This window comes from Bradyrhizobium sp. UNPF46 (assembly GCF_006658625.1).
GTDB classification, from domain to species: domain Bacteria; phylum Pseudomonadota; class Alphaproteobacteria; order Rhizobiales; family Xanthobacteraceae; genus Bradyrhizobium; species Bradyrhizobium nitroreducens.
The window spans coordinates 12,777-34,008 of sequence record NZ_LFJB01000054.1 but is presented as its reverse complement, the minus strand read 5'-3'; the positions used below and the strand labels follow the sequence as shown (position 1 = coordinate 34,008).

The 21,232-nt window shown below is 65.0% G+C and carries 21 protein-coding genes; 10 read left to right on the top strand and 11 right to left on the bottom strand.

Annotation, left to right across the window (positions count from 1 at the left end; translation table 11 throughout):
* From arsB to UNPF46_RS21655, 3 genes are all read left to right on the top strand, one after another.
* Positions 1-1,056 (top strand): ACR3 family arsenite efflux transporter, encoded by a 1,056-nt coding sequence (gene arsB, locus UNPF46_RS21665; protein WP_142251359.1) that lies wholly within the window; start codon positions 1-3, stop codon positions 1,054-1,056.
* 17 nt (positions 1,057-1,073) lie between these two features.
* Entirely contained in the window at positions 1,074-1,475 is a 402-nt protein-coding gene (gene arsC / locus UNPF46_RS21660) for an arsenate reductase (glutaredoxin) (protein WP_142251358.1), read from the top strand.
* A gap of 126 nt (positions 1,476-1,601) precedes the next feature.
* The gene (locus UNPF46_RS21655) at positions 1,602-2,009 is read left to right on the top strand and encodes a GFA family protein (protein WP_142251357.1); all 408 of its coding nucleotides are present in this window, start codon (positions 1,602-1,604) and stop codon (positions 2,007-2,009) included.
* 121 nt (positions 2,010-2,130) lie between these two features.
* Here UNPF46_RS21655 and UNPF46_RS21650 read toward each other — a convergent pair whose 3' ends face one another.
* On the bottom strand, positions 2,131-4,539 hold the full coding sequence (locus UNPF46_RS21650) for a 3-keto-alpha-glucoside-1,2-lyase-like domain-containing protein (RefSeq protein ID WP_142251356.1): 2,409 nt from the start codon (positions 4,537-4,539) through the stop codon (positions 2,131-2,133).
* Positions 4,540-4,892: 353 nt separating this feature from the next.
* Between UNPF46_RS21650 and UNPF46_RS38640 the strand changes: the two genes are divergently transcribed.
* The gene (locus UNPF46_RS38640) at positions 4,893-5,207 is read left to right on the top strand and encodes a YjiS-like domain-containing protein (RefSeq protein WP_142251355.1); all 315 of its coding nucleotides are present in this window, start codon (positions 4,893-4,895) and stop codon (positions 5,205-5,207) included.
* Positions 5,208-5,218: 11 nt separating this feature from the next.
* On the opposite strand, the gene UNPF46_RS21640 is transcribed toward UNPF46_RS38640, so the two are convergent.
* Both UNPF46_RS21640 and UNPF46_RS21635 read right to left on the bottom strand, forming a co-directional pair.
* On the bottom strand, positions 5,219-6,106 hold the full coding sequence (locus UNPF46_RS21640; protein WP_142251354.1) for a DUF1259 domain-containing protein: 888 nt from the start codon (positions 6,104-6,106) through the stop codon (positions 5,219-5,221).
* A gap of 44 nt (positions 6,107-6,150) precedes the next feature.
* The gene (locus UNPF46_RS21635) at positions 6,151-6,384 is read right to left on the bottom strand and encodes a hypothetical protein (protein ID WP_142251353.1); all 234 of its coding nucleotides are present in this window, start codon (positions 6,382-6,384) and stop codon (positions 6,151-6,153) included.
* A 475-nt stretch (positions 6,385-6,859) separates the two neighbouring features.
* Between UNPF46_RS21635 and UNPF46_RS21630 the strand changes: the two genes are divergently transcribed.
* Genes UNPF46_RS21630 through UNPF46_RS21620 form a run of 3 tightly spaced genes read left to right on the top strand, consistent with a single transcriptional unit; the run spans position 6,860 to position 9,297 of the window.
* A complete protein-coding gene (locus UNPF46_RS21630; RefSeq protein ID WP_142251352.1) occupies positions 6,860-7,894 on the top strand; it encodes a Cj0069 family protein in 1,035 nt (344 codons plus the stop codon).
* Between the two features lie 3 nt (positions 7,895-7,897).
* Complete coding sequence (locus UNPF46_RS21625) at positions 7,898-8,494, top strand: ABC transporter ATP-binding protein (protein ID WP_142251351.1); 597 nt, start codon at positions 7,898-7,900, stop codon at positions 8,492-8,494.
* Positions 8,491-9,297 carry an ABC transporter permease gene (locus UNPF46_RS21620; protein ID WP_142251350.1) on the top strand — a complete coding sequence of 269 codons (807 nt, stop codon included), beginning with the start codon at positions 8,491-8,493 and terminating at the stop codon, positions 9,295-9,297. Before UNPF46_RS21625 ends, UNPF46_RS21620 begins: the two co-directional genes overlap by 4 nt.
* A 35-nt stretch (positions 9,298-9,332) precedes the next feature.
* On the opposite strand, the gene UNPF46_RS21615 is transcribed toward UNPF46_RS21620, so the two are convergent.
* From UNPF46_RS21615 to UNPF46_RS21585, 7 genes are all read right to left on the bottom strand, one after another.
* Entirely contained in the window at positions 9,333-12,521 is a 3,189-nt protein-coding gene (locus UNPF46_RS21615; RefSeq protein ID WP_142251349.1) for an efflux RND transporter permease subunit, read from the bottom strand.
* Entirely contained in the window at positions 12,518-13,936 is a 1,419-nt protein-coding gene (locus UNPF46_RS21610) for an efflux RND transporter periplasmic adaptor subunit (RefSeq protein ID WP_142251348.1), read from the bottom strand. Before UNPF46_RS21610 ends, UNPF46_RS21615 begins: the two co-directional genes overlap by 4 nt.
* A 79-nt stretch (positions 13,937-14,015) precedes the next feature.
* On the bottom strand, positions 14,016-14,408 hold the full coding sequence (locus UNPF46_RS21605) for a FixH family protein (RefSeq protein WP_142251347.1): 393 nt from the start codon (positions 14,406-14,408) through the stop codon (positions 14,016-14,018).
* Between the two features lie 102 nt (positions 14,409-14,510).
* A complete protein-coding gene (locus UNPF46_RS21600; RefSeq protein WP_100177683.1) occupies positions 14,511-14,876 on the bottom strand; it encodes a hypothetical protein in 366 nt (121 codons plus the stop codon).
* Positions 14,877-14,993: 117 nt separating this feature from the next.
* Entirely contained in the window at positions 14,994-15,971 is a 978-nt protein-coding gene (locus UNPF46_RS21595) for a tripartite tricarboxylate transporter substrate binding protein (protein ID WP_142251346.1), read from the bottom strand.
* Positions 15,972-16,100: 129 nt separating this feature from the next.
* Positions 16,101-17,006, bottom strand: coding sequence for a VOC family protein (locus UNPF46_RS21590; RefSeq protein ID WP_142251345.1), 906 nt, complete (start codon positions 17,004-17,006; stop codon positions 16,101-16,103).
* Positions 17,007-17,022: 16 nt separating this feature from the next.
* The gene (locus UNPF46_RS21585) at positions 17,023-18,054 is read right to left on the bottom strand and encodes a zinc-dependent alcohol dehydrogenase family protein (RefSeq protein WP_246668710.1); all 1,032 of its coding nucleotides are present in this window, start codon (positions 18,052-18,054) and stop codon (positions 17,023-17,025) included.
* A 71-nt stretch (positions 18,055-18,125) separates the two neighbouring features.
* On the opposite strand from UNPF46_RS21585, the gene UNPF46_RS21580 reads away from it, so the two are divergent.
* The 3 genes from UNPF46_RS21580 (at position 18,126) to UNPF46_RS21570 (ending at position 20,370) form a co-directional block, all read left to right on the top strand.
* Complete coding sequence (locus UNPF46_RS21580; protein WP_100177687.1) at positions 18,126-18,827, top strand: GntR family transcriptional regulator; 702 nt, start codon at positions 18,126-18,128, stop codon at positions 18,825-18,827.
* A gap of 92 nt (positions 18,828-18,919) precedes the next feature.
* Positions 18,920-19,783: a fumarylacetoacetate hydrolase family protein gene (locus UNPF46_RS21575; RefSeq protein WP_142251344.1), complete on the top strand. Its 864-nt coding sequence runs from the start codon at positions 18,920-18,922 to the stop codon at positions 19,781-19,783.
* Between the two features lie 8 nt (positions 19,784-19,791).
* Positions 19,792-20,370 carry an amino acid synthesis family protein gene (locus tag UNPF46_RS21570; RefSeq protein ID WP_142251343.1) on the top strand — a complete coding sequence of 193 codons (579 nt, stop codon included), beginning with the start codon at positions 19,792-19,794 and terminating at the stop codon, positions 20,368-20,370.
* A 10-nt stretch (positions 20,371-20,380) separates the two neighbouring features.
* On the opposite strand, the gene UNPF46_RS21565 is transcribed toward UNPF46_RS21570, so the two are convergent.
* The gene (locus UNPF46_RS21565; RefSeq protein ID WP_142251342.1) at positions 20,381-21,208 is read right to left on the bottom strand and encodes an MBL fold metallo-hydrolase; all 828 of its coding nucleotides are present in this window, start codon (positions 21,206-21,208) and stop codon (positions 20,381-20,383) included.
* Positions 21,209-21,232: the final 24 nt, after the last annotated feature.

The window sequence follows — 21,232 nt, the reverse complement described above, 5'->3', positions numbered from 1 at the left end:
ATGAGCATCTTCGAAAGATACCTCACTCTGTGGGTTGCACTGTGCATCGTCGTCGGCGTGGCACTGGGGCACGTCATGCCCGGCTTTTTCGGCATGGTCGCAGCTGCCGAGGTCGCCAAGGTCAATATGCCGGTCGCCGTGCTGATCTGGCTGATGATCGTGCCCATGTTGCTGAAGATCGACTTCGGCTCACTCGGCGAGGTGCGCCAGCATTGGCGCGGCGTCGGCGTCACCCTTTTCATCAACTGGGCCGTCAAACCGTTCTCGATGGCGCTGCTGGGCTCCTTCTTCATCGGCCACCTCTTCGCACCATGGCTGCCGGCCGGGCAGATTTCGTCCTACATCGCCGGCTTGATCCTGCTGGCGGCAGCCCCATGCACTGCGATGGTGTTCGTGTGGTCCAATTTGTGCGAGGGGGAGCCGCACTACACGCTGAGCCAGGTCGCCCTGAACGACGTGATCATGGTGTTCCTGTTCGCGCCGCTGGTGGGACTGCTGCTTGGCGTGGCTTCGATCAGTGTCCCCTGGGGCACATTGTTGCTCTCCGTTCTGCTCTACATCGTGGTTCCCGTGATCGTCGCACAGCTGTGGCGCAAGGCGCTGCTGCGAAACGGCGGCGACAGCTTCGACCGCGTCATGCGGACGCTGCAGCCCCTGTCGCTGGTTGCGCTGCTCGCGACATTGGTGCTGCTGTTCGGCTTCCAGGGCGAGCAGATCGTCCGGCAGCCGCTCGTCATCGCCATCCTCGCCGTGCCGATTCTGGTGCAGGTCTATTTCAATGCAGGTTTGGCGTACTGGCTGAGCCGACGGTTCGGCGTGGCCTGGTGCGTCGCCGCTCCGGCCGCCCTCATCGGCGCCAGCAATTTCTTCGAGCTGGCGGTCGCCGCCGCGATCAGCCTGTTCGGCCTCGACTCCGGCGCGGCGCTCGCCACCGTGGTCGGCGTGCTCGTCGAAGTCCCGGTCATGCTGTCCGTCGTCCGCATCGTCAAGGCGACACGGGGATGGTATGAGGCGGGCAGCAGTCAGGTTCCGACGGCCGTCGAGGCACGTCGGTAACGCGCGGAGACCCGGTCATGAGCGTCACGATCTATCACAACCCGGCTTGCGGCACCTCGCGCAACACGCTGGCGATGATCCGGCAGAGCGGCGTCGAGCCCGTCGTCATCGAATATCTGAAGACGCCGCCATCCCGCGAGAAACTGGTCGAGCTCGTCAAGGCGATGGGCATTTCCGTCCGCGCGCTGCTGCGCGAGAAAGGCACGCCGTTTCGCGACCTCGGCCTCGACGATCCCAAATGGAGCGATGACGAGCTGATCGATCAGATGCTCGCGCATCCCATCCTGATCAACCGCCCGATCGTGGTGACGCCGAAGGGTACGCGATTGTGCCGCCCCTCCGAAGCCGTCATCGAGCTGCTGGATAGCCCGGTCGGCCGGTTCGTCAAGGAAGACGGCGAAGTGATCGAAGCGCGCTAGGCGCGGCCGTCATGGCGGGAGCTGTCACGCGACAGTAGGACGCAATCGAAGATCGATCGCGCCATTGAAGCCGCCAGTCTCGAGAGCTATCGGTCCACCGAACCGGCCTGCAATCGGGAGGAACGCATGAGTACCATCGCCGGCGGCTGTCACTGCGGCGCCATCCGTTACGAGGTCGAGGGCGAGGCGATCGTGCACGCGCTGTGCCACTGCCGCGATTGCCGGCTCCACGCCGGCGCGCCGGTCGTCGGCTGGACGATGTATGCGGACGGCGCCGTCAAGGTGACCAAGGGCGAGCCGAAGGTGTACCACTCCTCGGAACACGCTCGGCGGCACTTTTGCGGCGACTGCGGAACCGGCCTGTTCTACGTCAATACCAGCATGATGCCCGGCGTTATCGACGTCCAGAGCGCGACCTATGATGATCCGGAGGCCGTGCCGCCGGCGATGCACATCCAGGTCGCCGAGCGTCTGCGCTGGATGGAGCACGCGCACGAGTTGCCGACGTTCGAGCGCTATCCTCCGCAGCCGTAGCGGCGGGGCATGATCACCGGCTCGGACAGACAAGGCCGGTCATATCTGCCTTTCAGCCACGACCAGCCCCACGCCGTCGCGATCGCGAACCCAGCGGCCGCCAGCGTGGGGCCTGAAGACACTAAGCGACCCTGGCGACGGGCAACTCAGTGACACCCGGCACCACCGCCTTGATGCGGATGTTGCGGAATTGCACCTTCGAACCATCGTGGTGGTTTTGCAGCGCGACGTGACCGCGCAGGGACCTCGGCCTGGGATCGGTGAAGTCGTTCACCACCACATCGTTCAGCGTCACCTTGATGCGGCTGCCGACCGCCTCGATGACGAACGTGTTCCACTGCCAGGGGCCCTTCGCAACATCGGTGCGGATCGGCGCATTGACGTTGTAGATCGCGCCGGTGCTGCGCAACGGATCGTTCTCCATGGCCGTTTCGGAATTGTACCCGCGCGGATCGATCTGGATCTCGTAGCTCTGGTCGATTGCGGCCGTCCAATCGTTTGGATTCGAGCTGTTCAAGTTCGGCACGCGGATGAACACACCGGAGTTGTCGGTGCGGTTCGCGTATTGCCATTCGAGCTCGAGCACGAAGTCGGAGAAGCTCTCGCGCGTGTACCAGAGCAAGCCGGGCCCCCCGACGGACTCGAGGATGTCGTACACCTGAAGGAAGCTTCCGGCTCCCGACATCTGCCAGTCCGCCAGGCTCCCGGCGTACAGCGATTTGGAACGCGCCGAAAGCGCCGGCGTCAATGCCGCAACCACCGCCGTGCTCGTCAGACGCGCGAGCGCAAGGCCCGTCAATGACGGGTTCGCGGAGCCGACCGTGGGGAACAAGGCAGGGCCGGCAACGTAGGCGTTCGAGATATGATGGAATTTTCCGGTGGGGTCTGTAATCGACGTGGACGGGTCGTCGCCCATCCACAGCGTGCCCGCTTCATGATGGGTGTTGCCGAGCTGGTCCTTGGTGACAGCAAACGGATCAGGTGGAGGTGCGCTCTGCCAACCGCCGTTGTACAAATATTCGACGTCTCCGGCGGTCTTGCCGAGCCGTTTGGCCAGCTCGACGGCTGCGGCGGCGAGCTTGACCCATGCCGCACGGTCATTCGACGTCGGCGTGAAATTGACCCACGCACGCGCGCTCATGCCATCGTTCTGAAGCGGGTCGGATGCATTGGTCAGATTGACGAAACTCGTGGTGCCGCCCGGGCCGGCCGTCCTGTCGCCGTTCATCTCTCCCAGGCCGCGGAAGACGATAGCCACCCAGTCGGGATCCTCGTTGGAAAGCAGGTTTCGCAAGAGGTCGATGTCGGGCACCATCGTCCACATCGTCGCTTCCGGATTCTGTCCCTTCTCGGCCGATGCCAGCACCTGGACATGATAGCGCCGTTTGCTTCCGTCCGGATTCCTGATCTCGCCGCGCACGATCGCGCCGCCCTGTTCAAGCGTTGTGGCCGCGGCAAGCCCAAGCGCGCTGCGCTTGACACGCACCGTGAGATTCGTGCGCAGATGCGCCATGAAATTGGCACCCATGCTGTAGGCGCCACGCGTCACGGGAAACGACTCGATGGCCAATCGCGTGGTCTCGATCGTTCCCGCGGCGACCACGACCTGACAATCGGGGCTGAGGTTGGACGGAGCAGAAAGCGATCGAAACTGACCATTGTAGGTCAGGTCGATCCCGGTGACCTTGCCTCCGCTATTGCGTAGCCGTATCACGTGGCACCTTGGAACGAGGAAGAAGCGCCGCCGCGAGTTATCGTTCAACGTCCAGCGCCTGGCGATATCGTCCCGGATACTTTCGAGCAGCAAGGGGCCGCTGCTGAACTTGTCGAACGAAAAGAGCCCAGGGCCCGGGGCGCTCGCCTGTACCGCGATCGGAGCTTCTTCGACGACGTCCAACGTCACGTCAGGCATGATCGCGCTCGTGCCTGACGCCACCGCCTGCAACTGCGCGTTGAGCGCCGTATTGAGCGGGCCCGACAGATAGTCCGCCTTGTCCTGCACGCCGATCTCGCGCTCCACGTCGGGGTAGGTCGCCGTCAGAAAGGCGCGCACGTCATTGGGCCACATCGCGAGGTCGGCCGGCATGAGCCGCGGCGCCCAGCCGCCCCAGAATAGAGAGCGTCCTCCGGGGCAGTAAGCGAGGCCGGTGAACGGCTCGTTGCTGTGCCAAGGAATGCCCCAGACACCGTTGCGCGCACCGCGATCCTGATCATTGCGTGTTACCAAGACGGTGTCCGGCGCATTCAGGCCGAGATGCGGCATGTTCTGCACATGCGTCGGGGCAAGATAGCCTCCCGCATCAAGCAGGAGCACCCGAAGGTTCTGGTCGGCACCCTTACGATAGATCCTGTTGGCCGCATACGCGCCGAACATCCCGGCGCCAATCACCACGACGTCGAACGGTCTCCCGCCGTTGTTCACCGCCTCGTCGATTGTGCTGCACACGTATCTGCCGAGCAGATCGCGCGTGAAATCCGTGTCCTGTATGTCGACGGGGATGGAAGGGTCGTGTTGAAGAAAGGTCAGCATGGGAAAGCTCCTTTCGAGGCGCTAATGCCGCAGCAGATCCGACGTTCGGTCAGGCCGCCTTACGTTCCACAGGGGTCGGCGGCGCCAGAGGGCATTCCCGGGGCAAACGGAGAAGCGCTAAGAATTGCACCGTGGCGCGGCCGAAACGATAGGAGCGAGCTGCGGTCGATCGTATGAGCCTGTTCACACGTCAGTGCGATATTCAGCGGAAGACATCACCAGTATCGGATCGCACGCTGCCGGGTCGCTTGTGCGCCGAGGCGGAGCATGTTAGCGATTGGTTTCGGGCCACATACAACCGCCCGATCAGCTCTCGAGCCAAGCGTTGTTTCGCTCCGTTTTGGAGGTGAAACATGTCTTGCGGCAGCACCACTGCCTCAATCGATACATCCGGCGCAACTTACGGCCCTTCTCCAGATCTCAGATGGTTCTGGAGATTGCCGCTCGCTCTCCTGAACGAAATAACACGGCACCGCCAATACAACGAGCTGCTCGAATTGGACGACCGGTTGCTCGCGGACGTCGGCTTATCGAGAACAATCGTTGCGAGAGCTCGACAGTTTCCCTCCGCCGGCTGGGCGCCGCTGGTTGATGGTTCATTTTACCTCGATCAGGTGCGCCACATCTCACCCCGCGAGGGCGGCGCGCCCGCCAAGGGTCGCAGATAGCGGCGGCCTGCTCAGCTCTTCGTGCTGGCCGTCTTGTCGAGCGCGGCACGCAGGCCATTCGCCAGCCTGATCGCGTCGTCATTGGCCCAGAAATGCATGAAGAACAGCCGCGGCTGTTCATCCAGCATGTGGCTGTGCAGCGCCGTCACTTCGATGCCGTGCGTGCGCAGCGCCACGATGACCGGATTCACCTCGTCGCCGGTCAGCACGAAATCACCGGTGATGGCAGCCCTGCCTGCCCCGGTCGGCTGGAAATTGATGGCGATCGCAACGCCCATCGCAGCGACCGGCGTCAGCGGCATGCCGTCTTCGGTGATCGGGTCCCGCCGCTTGACGTTGAACTGGTAGACGCCGCCATTGGCTTGCCCTTTGACGCCGATGATCTCTTCGAGCCTGGCCGTATCGAGATCGATCGGCGGCGCCGGGGTCGCCGGCGCCGCGACCGTCTGCGGCGTCCTGCTTTCGGCAAGCGCGTCATGGATCGCGGAGGCCAGCTTGGCGGGGTCTCCGTGTCCGGCGACGTGCATGTAGAACGTGGCCGGACTCGCCCGCAGCAGATGATTGTGCACGGCGGTGATCGCAAGACCGCTCGCGATCATCTTGGCCATGACGGGATTGATCTCGGTCTCGAGCAGCACGAGATCGCCCATGACCATCGCGCCGCCATGCGCGGGCTTGAACGCGACCCAGCCGCCGAGCGCGAGCGCAGGCTTGATCGTCACCCCGTCCAAGGTCACGGAGAGATCGGTGCGGGGAAAGCCGTAGCGATGGACATCGTCCGCGACGACAGGCTTGCGGCCCAGCGTTTCGTCGACCTGCTGCCAGTCGATGCCCTGCGCGTGAGCGCTCGCGAAATAGCACGCGCCGATCCCCATCAGCGCCAAGATTGTCTTTCGCATGGATATGCTCCCTTGAGCTCATTTTGCGAGATCGTGGCCTCGTCTCAGTGTCGCTCTTTGACCTGGCCGCTGCTGTCGACGACGAGCGTCACCGCCTTGCCGTTCTTCACCGCCTTGGCCGTGATACCCTCGGCGGTCGCCTTGATGTCGCTGACCTGCGCGTAGCCGGCCGCCTGGATCCTGGCGACGAGTTCTTCCTGCGTGAGGGCGTATGCGCTCGTCAGCCCGACTGCGAGCGCAAGCAATAGAATTGTGCTGAAGATTGTTGATGGTTGCATGATCGTTCTCCTGGTTATGTCCCTGCCCCAGGCGAAGTCGGTCTCGCGATCTTGCCTCTACATCCCGGCTTGATGCCCGGACGGACGCAGCAACGCGCACGCACCGGTGCGATCGGCGCAGGCGTCGTGCCGAGGCCGGGACAATGCGTCGGATGTATCGGGGGTATATAATGGCATGCTGCGCCCTTGGTGATCAGGACGCGATGCTTGGGCTTGTCGCCTCACGGGGAGATCGCCCGTCCCCGGTCCGCAAATAGAAACCCTAGGCCCGGAGGCTGTCAACCGGCATGTGCCCAGAGCGAGCCTGCCGATCGCCAGCCAGCATCGCAAAGGGTTCACGGCGGGAACAGAGCGCCGACCGCCGTCTTGAAACGCGCGGACGGTCGCATTATTGTTCCTCGCGTGGGGACAAAGCAGACTCCCCGTGAGGCCTCGGTCCAAGCTCTGCGCAGCACGCCATCCGTGGAGCTTGCGCATGAATACCGAACGACAGCCCTCTTCTCGACCTTCCGTGGCCATTCTCTCGCGCGGCGACGCTGCAGCGCGCCAGGACGCCAACCCGCGGAACAGCCGCTTCGTGCACCTCTTCGAAGCCCTCGCCGCACTCGGCATCGAGGCGCGCCCCGCGATCTACGATGAAAGTTTCGCTGAGGAGGTGCGGCATCAGTTGCTCGCGGCGGACGGGGTGCTGGTCTGGGTTAACCCTATTCAAGACGGTCGAAATCGCGCCGATCTCGACGCGCTGCTGCGAGACGTCGCCGCACGCGGCGTGTGGGTCAGCGCTCATCCGGACGTCATTCTCAAGATGGGCACCAAGGAGGTCCTCTATCGTACCCGCTCGATGGGGTGGGGATGCGACACGGCTCTATATCAAACCGCCGCGGCCATGCGCGCCGAGTTGCCGACACGTCTCGCCACCGGGCCGCGGGTGATCAAGCGCAACCGGGGCAACGGCGGTCAGGGCGTCTGGAAAGTCGAGAGGCTGCCGGGCTCCCCGATGATCAGGGTGCTTGACGCGACCAGGGACGGATCCGAGGAACTGGCGCTGGATGATTTTGTCCGCCGTTGCGCCGAGTATTTCGAAAGCGGCAGCGTGATCGATCAGCCGTTCCAGCCTCGCTTGAGCGAAGGTGTGATGCGCTGCTATATGGCAAGTGATCGCTGCGCCGGCTTCGGCCACCACAAAGTCAAAGCCCTGGTCGACTCGCCGGCCGCACGTTCCGAGGCCGGACCGCGGCTGTACACGTCCAACGCAGACCCGCGCTTCCAGCGGCTGCGTCGCCTGATGGAAGAGGAGTGGACACCGCAGCTGACCGCGTTGCTAGACATCGCGCGAGGTGACCTGCCGATGATCTGGGACGCCGACTTCATGCTTGGTCCGGTCCTTCCCGACGGGACAGACAGCTATGTACTCGGCGAGATCAATGTCAGCTCGGTGTATCCTTACCCGGACGAAGCGCCGGCGGAGATCGCCGCGCGGGTTGCCGATCGGCTGCAGCGCAAGCTCTGACACATGCTGACGGTCCGCGCACTCAGGCGTTTGCACATCTCTGTCTCATTCGACTTGCAGGACGGCGAATGCGTCGCCCTGCAGGGCCCTTCTGGCGTCGGGAAGACCCTGCTGCTGCGCTCCATCGCAGATCTCGATCCCAACGAGGGCACGGTCACGCTCGACGGAACGCTCAGGGAGGCAATGCCCGCCCCCGCCTGGCGAAAGCGAGTCACCTACCTCGCTGCCGAGCCGGGCTGGTGGTCAGACATCGTGCAGGATCACTTCAGCGGATGGGACGATGCGCTCCCTCTGGTCACGAGATTGGGATTGCCCAGCAGTTGCGGTCCCTGGCCGGTCCAAAGGCTTTCGACCGGAGAGAGCCAACGGTTGGCACTTGTACGGGCGCTGATGCTGCGGTCGCGGGTTCTTCTCCTGGACGAGCCGACGTCGGCACTCGATTCGGCATCGACGGCGGCCGTGGAATCCTTGATCGCCGAACGCATTGCGAATGGAACGAGTGTGGTTTGGAGCACTCACGACAGCGCCCAGGCCAGCCGTGTTGCGTCAAGGATATTCGTGATGAGCGCCGACGGTCGCATCGGGGACAACCGGCCGTGACTTACATCCAGCTGGCCTACGGTGATCTGGTCCTGCCCGCACTTCTTGTGGTGATGGACGGCACTCTCTCACTTGCTCTCCGACTCAGGCTCGAAAGACAACTGGCTATTGCGACCGTGCGGATGGTGGTTCAGCTGGTGCTCGTCGGATACGTGTTGACGTTCCTGTTTGCCGCAGTCTCGCTGCTCTGGACCGCCCTCGCTGCCTGCATCATGGTTCTGTTCGCATCACGAGAGATCATCGCGCGGCAAAAGCGGCGCCTGCCAGGTATGTGGACCTATGGCTTGGGCGCCGGATGCACGCTGCTCGCGGCCGGTACCGTCACGATTTTCTCGCTTCTGACGGAGCTTCGCCCGGATCCCTGGTATCATCCGCGCTATGCGCTGCCATTGCTGGGCATGATCCTGGGCAACACCATGACTGGAATAAGTCTGGGCCTGGATGCGCTGACCAATGGCTTGGTGCGTGAACGGGCCGCCGTGGAAGCCAGCCTTGCTCTTGGCGGGACGCGATACCAGGCGCTGCTGCCTGTCCTGCGCGATGCGATGCGGAGCGGACTGATGCCGACCATCAACGCGATGGCCGCGATCGGCCTTGTCTCTTTGCCGGGAATGATGACCGGCCAAATCCTCGCAGGCGTCGAACCGATCGACGCCGTCAAATATCAGCTCTTGATCATGTTCTTGATCGCCGGCGGGACCGGATTGGGAACTCTCGCTGCGGTGCTGGGAGGCGCTCGTCTTCTTACCGATCATCGGCACCGACTGCGCCTCGATCGTGTTCTCGCTGAAAAGTCCGCTTAGATGCCTGGGTTCGGTCTCTGCATCGGGCTTGTCGTCTACTCGGCGGCTTCTGGCGCATGCATGCCGTACCCTCGTTCGACCAAACATTCCTCGGCAAGCGCCGGCTGCTCGCCATCAGGCAGCCCCCGCCCCTTCACCAGGCCGAAGATCGCGGGGATCACGACCAGCGTCAGCAGCGTCGACGAGATCATGCCGCCGATCATCGGCAGCGCGATGCGCTGCATGATCTCCGATCCCGCACCGGTGCTCCACATGATCGGCAGCAGGCCGGCCATGATGGCGACCACGGTCATCATCTTGGGACGGACGCGCTCGACCGCGCCCACCATGATGGCGTCGTGGAGGTCGCGTCGGGTGGCGGCGCGGCCCTCGGCGCTGCGCCCTGCCTTCATCTCGGCGAGCGCGTGATCGAGATAGATCAGCATCACGACACCGGTTTCGGCGGCAACGCCAGCGAGCGCGATGAAGCCGACGGCGACCGCCACCGACAGGTTGAAGCCGAACCACCACATCATCCAGATGCCGCCGACCAGCGCGAACGGCAGCGACAGCATCACGATCAGCGTCTCGGTCAGCGCCCTGAAGTTCAGGTACAGCAGCAGGAAGATGATCGTCAGCGTCACGGGCACGACGATCTTCAGGCGGGCGGCGGCGCGCTGCAGATATTCGTACTGGCCACTCCAGACCACATAGGTGCCGGCGGGGAACTGGATGCTCTCCGTCACGGCGCGCTGCGCGTCGGCGACGTAGCTGCCGATGTCGCGATCGCGGATGTCGACATAGATGTAGGTCGCGAGCTGGCCGTTCTCGGTGCGGATCGAGGTCGGTCCGCGCGCCGGCTCGACCTTGGCGACCTCGCCGAGCGGCACGGCGCCGCCCGCCGGCATCGGCACCAGGATGTCGCCAGCGATCGCCTTGGGATTGTCGCGGAGGTCACGCGGATAGCGCATGTTCACCGTGAAGCGCTGGCGGCCTTCCACGGTGGTCGTCACCGTCTGGCCGCCGAGCGCGGCGGCGATGGTGTCCTGCACGTCCTGGATCAGGATGCCGTAGCGCGCGAGCGCCTCGCGATCCGGGACGATCTCGAGATAGTAGCCGCCGATGCCGCGCTCGGCGTAGGCCGACGACGTGCCCGGGACGGTCTTGATCACCCGCTCGACCTGCCGCGCCAGCCGGTCGATCTCCACGAGGTCGGTGCCCATGACCTTGACGCCGACAGGCGTGCGGATGCCGGTGGACAGCATGTCGATGCGGGCCTTGATCGGCATGGTCCAGGCGTTGGAGACGCCGGGAAACTGCAGCGCCTTGTCCATCTCCGCGATCAGGCTGTCGATGGTGACGCCGGGGCGCCAAGCCTCCTTCGGCTTCAGATTGACCACCGTCTCGAACATCTCGGTCGGCGCCGGATCGGTCGCCGTCGCCGCCCGTCCCGCCTTGCCGTAGACGGAGGCGACCTCGGGGAACGACTTGATGATGCGATCCTGCGTCTGCATCAATTCGGCGGCCTTGGTGACGGAGATGCCGGGCAGCGTGGTCGGCATGTAGAGCAGCGTGCCCTCGTTCAGGGTCGGCATGAACTCGGTGCCGAGCCGGCTTGCCGGCCACGTCGTGACGGCGAGCACGGCGACCGAGGCCAGGATCACCAGCGTCTTGGCGCGGAGCACGCCCTTGATGACGGGACGGTAGATCCAGATCAGGAAACGATTGATGACGTTCCGGCTCTCCGGCACGATCCGGCCGCGGACGAAGATCACCATCAGCGCCGGCACGAGCGTCACGGACAGAAGGGCCGCCGCGGCCATCGAGAACGTCTTGGTGAAGGCGAGCGGGCTGAACAGCCGCCCCTCCTGCGATTCGAGCGTGAAGATCGGCATGAACGACACGGTGATGATCAGCAGGCTGAAGAACAGCGCAGGCCCGACTTCGGAGGCGGCATCGATCAGGGTCTGCACGCGCGATTGATCGGGCCCGGCGCGTTCGAGATGCTTGTGGGCGTTCTCGATCATCACGATGGCGGCATCCACCATGGCGCCGATCGCGATCGCGATGCCCCCTAAGCTCATGATGTTCGAGCCGAGACTGAGCAGCTTCATGGCGCCGAACGCCATCAGCACGCCGACCGGCAGCATCAGGATCGCGACCAACGCGCTGCGGACATGCAGCAGGAACACGATGCAGACCAGCGCGACGACGACGCTCTCCTCGAACAGCGTATGCTTGAGCGTGTCGATGGCGGCGTAGATAAGGCTGGAGCGGTCGTAGACAGGCACGATCTCGACCGATTTCGGCAGGCTGCTCGCAATCTCCTTGAAGCGCTTCTTGACGTTCTCGATGACGTCGAGCGCGTTGACACCGAAGCGCTGCAGCACGATGCCGCTGGCGACCTCGCCCTCGCCGTTCAGCTCGGTGATGCCCCTGCGCTCGTCCGGCCCGAGCTCGACATGGGCGACGTCGCGGAGCAGCACCGGCGTGCCGTTGCTGGTCTTCAGCGCGATGTTGCCGAGATCGTTGATGCTCTTGATATAGCCCTTGCCGCGGATGACATATTCGAACTCGGCGAGCTCGACGGTGCGCCCGCCGACATCGGCGTTGCTGGCGCGGATGGCGTCTCGGATCTTCTGTAGGCTGATGCCGCGGTCGCGCATCCGCTGCGGATCGAGCACCACGTTGTACTGCTTGACGAAGCCGCCGATGCTCGCGATCTCGGCGACGCCTTCGGCCTTGGCCAGCGCGAACTTCAGATTCCAGTCCTGGATCGTCCTGGTGTCGGCGAGGTTCAGCTCCTTCGACACCACCGCGTACTGGTAGACCCAGCCGACGCCGGTCGCATCGGGCCCGATGGTCGGGCTGACGCCGGCGGGCAGCCGCGACGCCGCGCCGTTGAGGAATTCCAGGACGCGCGAGCGGGCCCAGTAGATGTCGGTGCCGTCCTCGAAGATCACGTAGACAAAGGACACGCCGAAGAAGGAGAAGCCGCGCACCACCTTCGATTTCGGCACGGTGAGCATCGCCGTGGTCAGGGGATAGGTGACCTGATCCTCGATCACCTGCGGCGCCTGGCCGGGATATTCGGTGTAGACGATGACCTGCGTGTCCGAGAGATCCGGGATCGCATCCAGCGGCAGATGGACGAGCGCATAGAGACCGGCAGCCGCCGCAAAGCCGGTGCCGAACAGCACCAGCAGCAAATTGCGCGCCGACCAGGCGATGATGCGGGCGATCATTTGTGCTCTCCCGTCGCATGGTCCGGTCCGGGAGCTGGAGGCGCGGCCTCGGCAAAGCCCTTGAGCGCGGCCTTGAGATTGCTTTCCGCATCGATCAGGAAGTTGGCGGATGTGACCACGGCCTCGCCGTCTGCGAGCCCGTCGCGCACCTCGATGTAACCGCCGCCGCGCCGGCCGAGCTTCACCTCGCGCGGCTCGAAGCGCCCTTCCCCCTTGTCGACGAGAACGGCCTGGCGCGTGCCGGTGTCGAGCACGGAGCTGTCCTGGATCACCAGCACGGGCGCGGCGTCGGCGGTGTCGATGTTGGCATCGACATACATGTCCGGCAGCAGCGCCGCATCTGGATTGGCAAGCTCGATCCGGACGCGCACCGTCCTGGTGTCGCGGTTCACCTGCGGATAGACGACGGCAATCTTGCCGCTGAAGACGCGGCCGGGAAAGCTCCGCGCGCGCACCGCCACGGACTGCCCGACCGCGACATTGCCGAGATCGCGTTCGGCAACGTCGACCAGGGCCCAGACGACCGAGGTGTCGGCGATCCGGAACAGCACGTCGCCGGGATTGGCCCTCATGCCGTCGATCGCGTTGCGCTCGAGCACGATGCCATTGCGCGGCGCCGACCAATGGATGGTGACGGGCGCGACGCGCGTCCGCTCCATCTCGGCGATCACGGATTCGGGGACGTCGAGATTGACCAGCCGTTGCCGCGAGCCGCGGCCGTAGACCTCGACGCCGCCCACCGTCTTGGAGGTGATCGTCGCGAGATATTCGGCCGCTGCGGAGGCGACGGCCGAACTGTAGATCTCCATCAGCGGCTGACCCGCCTTCACGCGCGTGCCGGTGGTGACGTCGGCGACCTTCTGCACAAAGCTTTCCGCGCGCATCGCGATCACCGACACGCGGCGCTCGTCGAGCTGGATCGTGCCGGGCGCCTTGACCGCCACGCGGATCGCGCGGCGCTCGACCGGCTCGGATTTCACGCCGGTGCGCTGGATCTTGCCCGGCGACAGCTTCACCGTGCCGTCGTCGGCGTCATCGCCTTCGTAGACGGGGACGTAGTTCATCCCCATCGGATCCTTCTTCGGCACCGGCGAGGTGTCGGGCAGGCCCATGGGATTGCGATAATAGAGGATCTTTCGCGATGATTCCACCTGCGCCGGCTTCGGAGCCGCCGCGGCCACCTGATCGTCGTCGTAGACCGGCAGATAGTCGCGGCCGCGGTCGTCCTTCCTTGGACCGGCGGACCACAGCGGCGCGCCGCTGGGATCGCGATAGTAGAGCGGAGTTCGCTCCGCCTGGGCCGCAGCCGGGGACACCTCGGCATGAACGGACCAGCGTCCGTCGTTCGAGGACCAGTAAGCGAAGGCGAGGCCACCGCCGAGAGCGAGAATCGTCAGGAGACGCAACGTCTTCATGATGTGTCTTCGCGCGGCGTGCGCGCGTCCATGTGAATGGGAAAGAGGGGTTCGGACGCCGCTTGCGGCGTCCGAACGCTCACTTGGTCGCCGTGACGATCACCTTGCCGGTGACCGTCTCCGCCTCGCCCTGCACTTTCGCCGACAGCGTCACCTGGTAGCGGCCCGCCATCGGCAGGTCCGTCCGGAAGGCGTAGACGCCCGGCTCCTGCGAGGGCAGCGGCGCCACGGCCGATTCCATCTCGGCCATCCCGTCCGGGGCCATGTCGACGCGGGTCTTGAAGATGACTGCATCGGCGACCGGCTTGCCGGTCTGCTTGTTGGTCAGCCGAACCGAGAGCGTGACGTCGTCGCCCTTCTTCATTTGCCCAGTTACGGGCTCGAAGGCGTAGTCGCCAGCGCCCGCCATCGCGGCGGAAACGGCAAGCGAAAGGGTGGCGGCGAGCGCCGCAGTGCTGAATTTGGCAAGCATTGTCCTGTCCTCATGATCTGATCTTTCGCCGTGGCGCAGGAAGCGCGCACGTCAGTCCTCGCGCGCGCGGCAGGCCGCACGCGTCTTCAGGGCTTGGCGAGATCAGGTTCGAGGAGGCCGGAAGGGAGGACTGCCGCCGCCGATGGTGACGACCTGATCCTCAGGGATGGGAAGCGTGCTGGCGGCGATGGCGAGATGGCCGAAGGCGACGGGCCTGATGTCGGCGAGCGCGATCATCCCGCCGACGCAGCAGAAACCCATCCCGCATTTATAGCCATCCGTGTTGGAGGCCGGTCCCTTCATGTCCGGGCAGCAATCGTCCATCGCCACCGCGGCGTCGGCGCTCATCTGCATGGCCGCCTGCATGTCGTCCTGCGACATGGCGAGATGGGAAGCCGACGCGCCAACGGGCAGCATCGCCAAGGACATGGCGATGACGAATGCCAGGATGGTACGGACGAACCGCATCAAGATCAGCTTACCTTCGGACCGGAAACCTCACTTTTGTACCATACTCCGGCGCCGGAGGCATTCGTTGATCCCGGTCAAGCATTCGTGAGCGAGGCCCGCCCCGTGGGCTCCGGCTCAGATCTTCGGGATCTTTGCCCGCTCCACCACGCCGGTCCATTTGGCGATTTCGGTCTCGATCAGCTTCTTCATTTCCTCCGGCGAGCTGCCGCGAACCTCGCCGCCGACGGCCGTCTCCAGACGCTGCTTGAGCTCGGGGTCTGCCAGCGCATCCAGCGTCGCGGCATTGAGTGCGGCGATGATGGCGGGCGGCGTTCCCTTCGGCGCCAGCAGGCCGGCCCAGGTGCGCACGTCGTACCCCTTGATGCCGGCTTCCTGCACGGTCGGGACGTCGGGCAGCAGCGCGGTGCGCTTCGGCGAGGTCACCGCAAGGCCGCGGATCGCGCCGCTCTGGATCTGCGGGGCGAGCAGGACGGGCGTTCCGACGATGACGGGAACGTCGCCGCCCAGCAGCGCGGTGGTGGACTGGGAATCGCCCCGATACGGCACGTGCACGATCTCGACGCCGGCGGCGGCGTTGAGCAATTCACCCGCAAGGTGATGGGTGCTGCCGAAGCCGACCGATCCGAAGCTGAGCGAACCCGGCTTCGCCTTGGCCATGGCGATGAGCTCGCTCAGCGATTTTGCCGGGTAGTCGTTGCGCACGGCGATGACGAGCGCATAGTAGACCAGCGTCGAGATCATCTCGAAGCTTTCGGCGGGCTGGTAGGCCAGGCTCTTGTAGGTCGCCGCGGAAATCGCGTGCGCGCCGGTGACGAGGCCGAGCGTGTAACCGTCAGGTGCCGCCTTGGCGACCGCGTCCGCTGCGATGTTGCCGCCGGCGCCCGGCTTGGCCTCGACGATGATCGGCTGCCCGAGCTTCTTGGAGAGCCCGTCGGCGATGATGCGCGACAGCGTGTCGGCCGCGCCGCCGGCGGCGAAGCCGTGCAGCAGGCGGATCGGGCGCGACGGATAGGCGTCGGCGAACACCGGTGTGGTCGCAAGAAAACCGCTGAGCAGAAAAATGGCCGCAGCAAGCCGCTTCATCCCTCGCATGGATGCTTCTCCCTCAATTGTTCTATCGTTGGCCGCAACGCGCGCGGCGTCTTCAAGTCGTGATCGAAGCCGTTAAAGTGTGAGCATGATCCATTCGGAAAGCCGCTTCACACTCTTCCGGATCATGCGCTAACGCGCGAACTCCGTGCATTCAGGCGACGGCGGCATGCCCCAGACGTCGCGTGGCAGCCCGACCCAGACTTTGGGCCGCTGCGGACGATCGCGGTGCCAGGGCCGCGGCTCGAAATAGCCGAGCGCCTCGTCGGTCATGCGGTCGAGATCGCAGAACAGCTCGACCAGATGACCATCGGGATTGCGGTGATAGATCGCGGTGTTGTGGCCGGGGCCGTGGCGAACCGGACCCCAGAGCACGGGCAGCTTGTGCCGCGCGAGATGATCGCAGGCCTGATGCATGTGCTCGGGGCCCCGCAGCTCGAAGGCGAAATGATGAAGACTGCGGACAGGCGCGCGGGCGAAGTTGAGCGTGTGATGCTCGAAGCCGCTGCGCATGAAGACGAAGCGGTCCTCGATCCAGTCGGAGACCCGCAGGCCCATCAGGTTCGCATAAAACTCCGAAGCGGCTTTCGGATCGGGCGTGCGCAGCGCGACATGGCCGAGCTTGGCGACGGCGAGCGCGCCGATCCGCTCCTGCGCGGGCGTCGGCGTCCAGCCCTGGATCAATTCGAAGCGCGTCCCCTCGGGGTCGCTGAAGGACAGCAGGCTGGAGACACCGGGCAGGACATCGCTGTGGATCTCGGGCCGCAGATCCGCCTGCTTCAGCGCGGCGCCCAGCGCCTCCAGCTGGACATCAGGCGATATCTCGAAAGCGATGCTCTTCAGCGCGGCATCGCCGGGCTCGATCACCAGCGAGAGCTGCTCGGAATCGTTGGCGAGGAACAGGCGTTGTCCGTCGCGGGCAACGAGGCCGAGACCGATCACGCCGCGGTAGTAATCGAGCAGCCTCTCCGGATCTGGCGAGGTGAAGGTCGCGTGCCGCAGCCGGGTGAAGCGTGCGATGGGTGCTTGTGTCGTCATCGTGCGGTCCACCCCCTCATGGAATCATGATGATCTTGCCGAGCGCGGAGCCCTGCTCCAGCAGCGTATGCGCCTTGCTGACCTCGTCGAGCCTCAAGACGGCCGAGATCGCCGGCTTGATGGCATTGCGGCCCAGCGCCTCGATCACGTTGCGCATCAGGGCGCGGCGCCCGTCGCGATCATGATCGTAAATGTGGAAGGAGAAGCAGCGTATCGCCGGACAAATGTCGAGATGATCGCGCATCGCCGCCATCAAATTCTCGTCCGGCAATCCGGCAAAGGCATTGTACGACAGCAGCGTGCCCCATTTGCCGAGCGCGCCGAGATAGGCGGTGAATTCCGGCCCGCAGACGTGATCGAGCACGAGGCCGACACCCTCGCCGTCAGTCAGCTCGCGGGTGCGTGCCACCACGTCCTCACTGCGATAGAAGATGATGTGATCGGCACCGTTCGCCTTGGCAAACGCGGCCTTCTCCTCCGTCGAGACCGTGCCGATGACGGTCATCCCGGCGAGCTTCGCCAACTGCACCAGCGCGGTGCCGACGCCGCCGGCAGCCCCAATCACCAGCACGCTTTTGGGGGCGCGCGGATGGCGGCATTCATGCAGCAACGCGTAGGCGACCTGGTAGTTCGACAGGCACACCGCGGCTTGCAGATCCACATTGTCCGGCAGCGTATGCACGGCATCCGCGGGCGCAACGACATAGTCGGCATAGCAACCGCCGCGCTGGGAGAGATCGCGCGCGCTCAGCAGCACCTTCTGTCCGATCGCAAAGCCCTCGACACCGGGCCCGAGCGCGGAAATGCGTCCCGCGACGTCATTGCCGGGATTCGCCGGCAGCGGCGGCATCCATTTGTAGACGCCGCGCCGGATCAGCGCATCGGGCTGCCCGACGCCGAACGCCTCGGCCCGAATCTGCACCTGGCCAGGTCCGGGCACGGGCACCGGAAGCTCGACCACCTCAAGTGCCTCCGGCCCACCCGGCTGACGCACCAGCACCGCCTTCATGATCTCCTCGGCCTCCCAACCCATATTTTCGAAAATCATACCGTTTACGAAAATTATTGCAAGATGGTCGTTGGCGCGGCATCTTGGGCCATCGATTCATTGGCAGAGCCATGCCCGACAGCGCCATTCGTCCCCGCAAGGAATTCGGCAAGACCATCGCCGCCGACATCACCCATCGGCTGCGCGAGGAGATCATTGCCTGCGCGCTTCCGCCGGGCGAGCCACTGCGCTTCGACGTGCTGCGCGAGCGGTTCGGCGCCAGCTTTACGACGCTGCGCGAGGCGCTGACCGCACTCGCCGCCGAAGGCCTGGTCGACGCGCAGGAGCAACGCGGCTTTCGCGTCGCGCCGGTCAGCCGCCAGGATCTGATCGAAATCACCGACGCGCGGGTGCTGGTGGAAGTGGAATTGATCCGCCGCTCGATCCAGAGGGGCGATGACGATTGGGAAATCGCCGTGATATCCACACTGCATCGGTTGAAGCGAATCGAGCAGCGCGATCCCGAACATCCCCTGCGCGATCCCGAATGGAAGATCGCGCACCGCCAATTCCACCAGGCGCTGGTCTCCGCCTGCGGCACCGCCACGCTGCTCGCCATTCGCGCCGAGCTGTTCGACCGTGCCGAGCGCTACCGGCATCTGTCGGCCAATTTCCGGCCGCGCCCGCGCGACAAGGCCGGCGAGCACCAGGCCATCATGCAGGCCGCGATCTCGCGCAATGCCGATCTCGCCGTGCAGCTGATCGAGACGCATATCCGCTCGACCGCCGACAACGTCGCGACCTACGCCGCGCATCTGCTCGACACTGAATAGGCGGGCAGCATTTTCGCGCGGTGGGCTTGCGCCGCGCCTTATTTTCGAAAATAATATGGTATATCGAAAATTAGAACCCTTGGGGCGTGACCATGAAGCTATTGTCGTTCTTGGACGGAAATCGGGAAAGCTGGGGCGCCGTTGTCGAAAACGGCGTGGTGGATCTCGGCCGCGCCCTGCCCCAGTACCCGACGCTTGCGGACTTCCTGGGCAGCGACGACTACGCCAAGCGCGAGGCGATTGTCGCCGGACGCAAGCCGACGATTGCGCTGAGCGACGTCAAATATCTTCCCGTGATCCCGCGGCCGGAAAAGATCGTCTGCGCCGTTCGCAATTATCTCGACCACCACAACGAAGCCGTGGCGTTCGGCATGAAGCGCGAGATCACCGAGTTTCCGCCGATCTTCCTGCGGGTCTGGCGCTCCCAGGTTGCGCACAACGCGCCGGTGATCCGGCCGAAGGTTTCGGACAATTTCGACTGGGAGGGCGAGCTCGCCGTCGTCATCGGCAAGGGCGGCCGTCACATACGCCAGGCCGACGCCTGGAGCCACGTGGCGGGCTACTCGATCTACAACGACGTCAGCGTGCGCGACTGGCAGCGTCATGCGCAGCAGATCGCCTCGGGCAAGAACTTCGTCGGCACCGGCCCGTTCGGCCCCTGGCTGGTCACGCCGGACGAGATCGGCGATCCCACCAAGCTCAAGCTGGAGACGCGCGTCAACGGCGCGACCGTGCAGTCCTCCGACACCTCGATGCTGATCTTCTCGATCCCGCGGCTGATCGAATATTGCTCAACGATTTTCGACCTCGTTCCCGGCGACGTCATCGCGACAGGCACGCCGGCCGGCGTCGGCTTCACCCGCAAGCCGCCGGTCTTCCTCAAGCCCGGCGATGTGGTCGAGGTCGAGATCGAGAATATCGGCGTGCTCCGCAATCCCGTCGTGGACGAGGCGTAAGGCCACTCATGTCCTACGACATTCGAAAGACCACGCTCGGCGTCGAGACCATCTGGCACGAGCGCGGACCACGGCTGGAGACGCCGCTTCTGGTCGGCACCGCCATCGCGATCATCCGCAATCCCTTCGCCGGCCGCTACGAGCCCGACCTGATGCCGTTCCAGGCGTCCTTGCGCCAGCTCGGGCGCGAGCTTGCGACACAGCTGATCGCGCAGCTCGGCGGCGCGGAACGCATCGAAGCCTATGGCAAGGGCATCATCGTCGGCGAGGACGGCGAGCTCGAGCATGGCGCCGTCTGGCACGAGGCCGGCGGCCACGGCATGCGCGAAGTGCTGGGACAGCCCAAGGCGATCGTGCCCGCGGCGAAGACGATCGGCGGCCCCGGCACGCGGCTCATGGTTCCACTCGGTCATATTCACGCCGCCTATGTCCGCAGCCATTTCGGCACCGCCGAGATGACACTGTGGGACGCGCCACGCCGCGACGAGCTCGCCTTCGGCCTCGTAATGGCCACCGGCGGCCGCCCCCACGCGCGGATCGGCGGTCTCAAGGCCTCGGAGATCTCCGTGCACGACGGGCAGCGGTGAGGCTGCCCGCTCAATGCGCGCCGCACCGGCAGCGCTCGTAGTCCGCGGGATCGTGGCTGTTGACGATGCTCACGCGGTCGCCGTGATCGCGCTTCAGCGTGCGCAGCCGTTCCTGGTTGGCGATCCGCATGTCGCGGTCCATGTCGCCGCGGCGCTGGAAGTAGCCGAGCATCAACGGCATGCGCGGCGATGCGTCGAGCTGGGCGTGATGGAAATAGCTGTCTCCGGCATGCAAGAGCCATTTGTCGCCCGAGCGCACCGCAATGCCGCAATGGCCGAGCGTGTGGCCGGCAAGCGGGATCATCAGGACGTCCGCCTCCTTGTCGCCGAGCGCGCGGACGCCCTTGAAGCCGAACCAGTCCTCGCCGGCTTCGCCATAAAATGCCCAGCGCGGTCCGTGGCTCCACTGGCCCGTGACATAGCGCCCTTCGGGCGGTGCAGGCTTGCGCAGCACCGCCATGTCGTATTCGGCGCGATGGACGTGGATCGCGGCGTGGGGAAAGTCGGGCACGCCGCCGGCGTGGTCGCGGTCGAGATGCGTCAATAGCACGTGGCGCACGTCCTTGGGTGAATAGCCGAGTGCCCTCACCTGCTCGGCCGCCGTCTCCGCGGGATCGAGTCGTGGCGCGGTCTGCCGCACCCACCGCCGCCCCAGCCGCTCGGGCGATGCGATGTCGTCGAGACCGATGCCGGTGTCGACCAGAGCGAGCCCGTCATTCGTTTCCATCAGCAGGCAGTGGCAGACGAGGCGGGCGCGCTGGAACAGGCTGCCGTTGCCGTTCACCAGGCGGCGGCCGATCGGGCACATCGTGCCGGTGTTGAGATGGTGGATCTTCATCGCGTGTCCCTGCCGGTTACGAGC

Excerpts from the sequence above, each read along its gene's own strand:
- UNPF46_RS21580 (WP_100177687.1), top strand. The coding sequence starts at position 18,126 with ATGCCCGACAGCGCCATTCGTCCCCGCAAGGAATTCGGCAAGACCATC.
- UNPF46_RS21655 (WP_142251357.1), top strand. The coding sequence starts at position 1,602 with ATGAGTACCATCGCCGGCGGCTGTCACTGCGGCGCCATCCGTTACGAG.
- UNPF46_RS21575 (WP_142251344.1), top strand. The coding sequence starts at position 18,920 with ATGAAGCTATTGTCGTTCTTGGACGGAAATCGGGAAAGCTGGGGCGCC.
- arsC (WP_142251358.1), top strand. The coding sequence starts at position 1,074 with ATGAGCGTCACGATCTATCACAACCCGGCTTGCGGCACCTCGCGCAAC.
- UNPF46_RS21585 (WP_246668710.1), bottom strand. The coding sequence starts at position 18,054 with ATGATTTTCGAAAATATGGGTTGGGAGGCCGAGGAGATCATGAAGGCG.
- UNPF46_RS21605 (WP_142251347.1), bottom strand. The coding sequence starts at position 14,408 with ATGCTTGCCAAATTCAGCACTGCGGCGCTCGCCGCCACCCTTTCGCTT.
- UNPF46_RS38640 (WP_142251355.1), top strand. The coding sequence starts at position 4,893 with ATGTCTTGCGGCAGCACCACTGCCTCAATCGATACATCCGGCGCAACT.
- UNPF46_RS21600 (WP_100177683.1), bottom strand. The coding sequence starts at position 14,876 with ATGCGGTTCGTCCGTACCATCCTGGCATTCGTCATCGCCATGTCCTTG.
- UNPF46_RS21635 (WP_142251353.1), bottom strand. The coding sequence starts at position 6,384 with ATGCAACCATCAACAATCTTCAGCACAATTCTATTGCTTGCGCTCGCA.
- UNPF46_RS21650 (WP_142251356.1), bottom strand. The coding sequence starts at position 4,539 with ATGCTGACCTTTCTTCAACACGACCCTTCCATCCCCGTCGACATACAG.
- UNPF46_RS21595 (WP_142251346.1), bottom strand. The coding sequence starts at position 15,971 with ATGCGAGGGATGAAGCGGCTTGCTGCGGCCATTTTTCTGCTCAGCGGT.
- arsB (WP_142251359.1), top strand. The coding sequence starts at position 1 with ATGAGCATCTTCGAAAGATACCTCACTCTGTGGGTTGCACTGTGCATC.
- UNPF46_RS21610 (WP_142251348.1), bottom strand. The coding sequence starts at position 13,936 with ATGAAGACGTTGCGTCTCCTGACGATTCTCGCTCTCGGCGGTGGCCTC.
- UNPF46_RS21615 (WP_142251349.1), bottom strand. The coding sequence starts at position 12,521 with ATGATCGCCCGCATCATCGCCTGGTCGGCGCGCAATTTGCTGCTGGTG.
- UNPF46_RS21630 (WP_142251352.1), top strand. The coding sequence starts at position 6,860 with ATGAATACCGAACGACAGCCCTCTTCTCGACCTTCCGTGGCCATTCTC.
- UNPF46_RS21590 (WP_142251345.1), bottom strand. The coding sequence starts at position 17,006 with ATGACGACACAAGCACCCATCGCACGCTTCACCCGGCTGCGGCACGCG.
- UNPF46_RS21640 (WP_142251354.1), bottom strand. The coding sequence starts at position 6,106 with ATGCGAAAGACAATCTTGGCGCTGATGGGGATCGGCGCGTGCTATTTC.
- UNPF46_RS21565 (WP_142251342.1), bottom strand. The coding sequence starts at position 21,208 with ATGAAGATCCACCATCTCAACACCGGCACGATGTGCCCGATCGGCCGC.
- UNPF46_RS21570 (WP_142251343.1), top strand. The coding sequence starts at position 19,792 with ATGTCCTACGACATTCGAAAGACCACGCTCGGCGTCGAGACCATCTGG.
- UNPF46_RS21625 (WP_142251351.1), top strand. The coding sequence starts at position 7,898 with ATGCTGACGGTCCGCGCACTCAGGCGTTTGCACATCTCTGTCTCATTC.